Origin of the sequence: Pseudomonas agronomica, assembly GCF_025917275.1 — a bacterium.
GTDB lineage: Bacteria > Pseudomonadota > Gammaproteobacteria > Pseudomonadales > Pseudomonadaceae > Aquipseudomonas > Aquipseudomonas agronomica.
Genome location: NZ_JAOSHO010000590.1, coordinates 1 through 2,828, shown reverse-complemented (window position 1 = coordinate 2,828; position 2,828 = coordinate 1). Strand labels below are relative to the sequence as shown.

Sequence of the window (2,828 nt, the reverse complement as noted above, 5' to 3'; positions counted from 1 at the left end):
GGCTGACCAGCGCCTGTTCCTGGGCGAAGAGGAAATCAAGGTCGAGAGCCTCGGCCCGACCCTAGACGCCAAGACCCAGGGCAAGAAAGACACGACGATCTTCTTCCAGGCCGACAAAGGCGTGGATTACGGCGACCTGATGAGCGTGATGGACGCCCTGCGCGGCGCCGGTTACCTGAAGGTCGGCCTGGTCGGACTCGAGACGGCGCCGAAAAAATGATCACGACGCGCCAAAAGCTGACGCGTTACAGCGGTAGCCTGGCCGTGGTGCTGGGCGTGCACGCGCTCGCCATCGCACTGACGCTGAACTGGACGACACGTGCGCCCATCGAATTGCCGCCCCAGGCAATGATGGTCGAACTGGCCCCGGTCCCAGCGCCGCCACCGCCTGCCCCGCCAAAAGTCGCCACACCGCCGCAACCGCCCGAGCCGGTGGAAGAGCTGCCGCTGCCGAAACTGGCCGAAGCACCGAAGGCGGAAATCGCCGTGCCCAAGCCGGTCAAGCCCAAGCCCAAGCCGCAACCGCCTAAGCCCAAGCCGGTGGAGAAGAAGCCGGAGCCGCCGAAGGAAACGCCGTCGGAGCAGAAGCCCGCCGACACTCAGCCCACCCAGGCGCCGACCGAGAAGTCCGCGCAGCCGGCCCCAGGCCCTTCGCCCGCGCAAATGGCAGCCAAGGCCAGCTGGCAAGGCACGCTGCTGGCACACCTGGGCAAATACAAGAAGTACCCGGCCAGCGCCCAGGCACGTGGCAAGGAAGGCATGAACCGCTTGCGGTTCGTGGTGGATGCCGAAGGCAACGTGTTGTCCTTCGAACTGGTGGGCAAGTCAGGCAACGCCGATCTGGACCGGGCCACCCTGGAAATGATCCGCCGCGCCCAACCGCTGCCCAAGCCACCGGCCGACCTGCTGACCAACGGCACGGTCGAACTGACGGCGCCGTTCCTGTACTCCATCGACAAGCGCCGGCGCTGACTCAATCCGGCAACCCGATGGCAGGTTTAAATCTTGTGGCGAGGGAGCTTGCTCCCGCTGGCCTGCGCAGCAGGCCCCGGTTCGGTGGATGCGATCAGCCTGATGCATCGCGTTCGCCGGTTTGGGGCCGCTTCGCGGCCCAGCGGGAGCAAGCTCCCTCGCCACAATCGAACAAAGGCATCGAGAGATGCCTTTTTTCATATCCGGCAACGACCACACAGACATTCGCCAGTGTCGCACCGCGCCTCCAGTCTGATAACGTGCGTCTATCGATTGCAGCCGGTATGCTTGGCTCGCAACTTCACGGACGTTTCGCCATGACCCTCACAGAATTACGCTACATCGTGACCCTCGCCCAAGAGCAGCATTTCGGCCATGCGGCCGAGCGTTGTCATGTCAGCCAGCCGACACTGTCGGTGGGCGTGAAAAAGCTTGAAGACGAACTCGGTGTGCTTATTTTCGAGCGCAGCAAAAGCGCGGTGCGCCTGACGCCGGTCGGTGAAGGCATCGTGGCCCAGGCGCAAAAAGTCCTGGAACAGGCCCAGGGCATCCGCGAGCTGGCCCAGGCCGGCAAGAACCAACTGACCGCCCCGCTGAAAGTCGGTGCGATCTACACTGTCGGGCCGTACCTGTTCCCGCACCTGATTCCACAACTGCACCGGGTCGCCCCGCAGATGCCGTTGTACATCGAAGAAAACTTCACCCACGTGCTGCGCGACAAGCTGCGCAACGGCGAACTGGACGCGATCATCATCGCCTTGCCGTTCAACGAAGCCGACGTCCTGACCCTGCCGCTTTATGACGAACCGTTCTACGTCCTGATGCCGGCCCAGCACCCCTGGACCCAGAAAAAAACCATCGACGCGGCCCTGCTCAACGACAAGAGCCTGTTGTTGCTCGGCGAAGGCCACTGCTTCCGCGACCAGGTGCTCGAAGCCTGCCCGACCCTGACCAAGGGCAGCGAAGGCGCCAAGCACACCACGGTGGAATCCAGCTCCCTGGAAACCATTCGCCACATGGTCGCATCCGGCCTGGGCATTTCGATCCTGCCGTTGTCGGCGGTGGACAGCCATCATTACTCCCCCGGCGTGATCGAAGTCCGCCCACTGACGGCCCCCGTGCCGTTCCGCACCGTTGCCATCGCCTGGCGCGCCAGCTTCCCGCGACCCAAGGCCATCGAGATCCTCGCCGACTCGATCCGCTTGTGCTCCGTGGCCAAGCCGCCTGCCGCCAAGTAAGCCGTAGCCATGACTGAGCTGTCGAAAGTGCCGGTGACGACACTCAAGGGTGTCGGTGAAGCCATGGCCGAGAAACTGGCCAAGGTCGGCCTGGAAAACCTCCAGGACGTGCTGTTTCACCTGCCATTGCGCTATCAGGATCGCACCCGCGTGGTGCCCATCGGTCATTTGCGACCCGGGCAGGATGCGGTGGTGGAAGGCACCGTCAGCGGCGCCGACGTGGTCATGGGCCGGCGTCGCAGCCTGGTGGTGCGCCTACAGGACGGCACCGGCGGGTTGAGCCTGCGTTTCTATCACTTCAGCAATGCACAAAAGGAAGGCCTCAAGCGTGGCACCCGCGTGCGCTGCTACGGCGAGGCGCGGCCCGGTGCCTCGGGGCTGGAGATCTATCATCCGGAATACCGCGCCATCACCGGCGACGAGCCGCCGCCCGTCGCGGAAACCCTGACGCCGGTCTACCCGCTCACCGAAGGCCTGACCCAACAGCGCCTGCGCCAACTCTGCCAGCAAACCCTGACCATGCTCGGCCCCACCAGCCTGCCAGACTGGCTGCCCAAGGAGTTGGCCCGGGATTATCAGCTTGCGCCGCTGGCCGACGCGATTCGCTACCTGCATCAC

At 64.4% G+C, this 2,828-nt stretch carries 4 protein-coding genes; all 4 read left to right on the top strand.

Going from position 1 to position 2,828, the window contains the following annotated elements; translation table 11 throughout:
• Nucleotides 1-220: biopolymer transporter ExbD (locus OC610_RS24905; protein ID WP_264431674.1), on the top strand; the 220-nt coding region annotated here is incomplete at its 5' end.
• On the top strand, nucleotides 217-972 hold the full coding sequence (locus OC610_RS24900) for an energy transducer TonB family protein (RefSeq protein WP_264431673.1): 756 nt from the start codon (nucleotides 217-219) through the stop codon (nucleotides 970-972). The genes OC610_RS24905 and OC610_RS24900, both read left to right, overlap by 4 nt.
• 317 nt (nucleotides 973-1,289) lie before the next feature.
• Nucleotides 1,290-2,210: a hydrogen peroxide-inducible genes activator gene (locus tag OC610_RS24895; RefSeq protein ID WP_030142183.1), complete on the top strand. Its 921-nt coding sequence runs from the start codon at nucleotides 1,290-1,292 to the stop codon at nucleotides 2,208-2,210.
• A gap of 9 nt (nucleotides 2,211-2,219) precedes the next feature.
• The coding region (locus OC610_RS24890; RefSeq protein ID WP_332880484.1) for an OB-fold nucleic acid binding domain-containing protein at nucleotides 2,220-2,828 on the top strand (609 nt) is incomplete at its 3' end.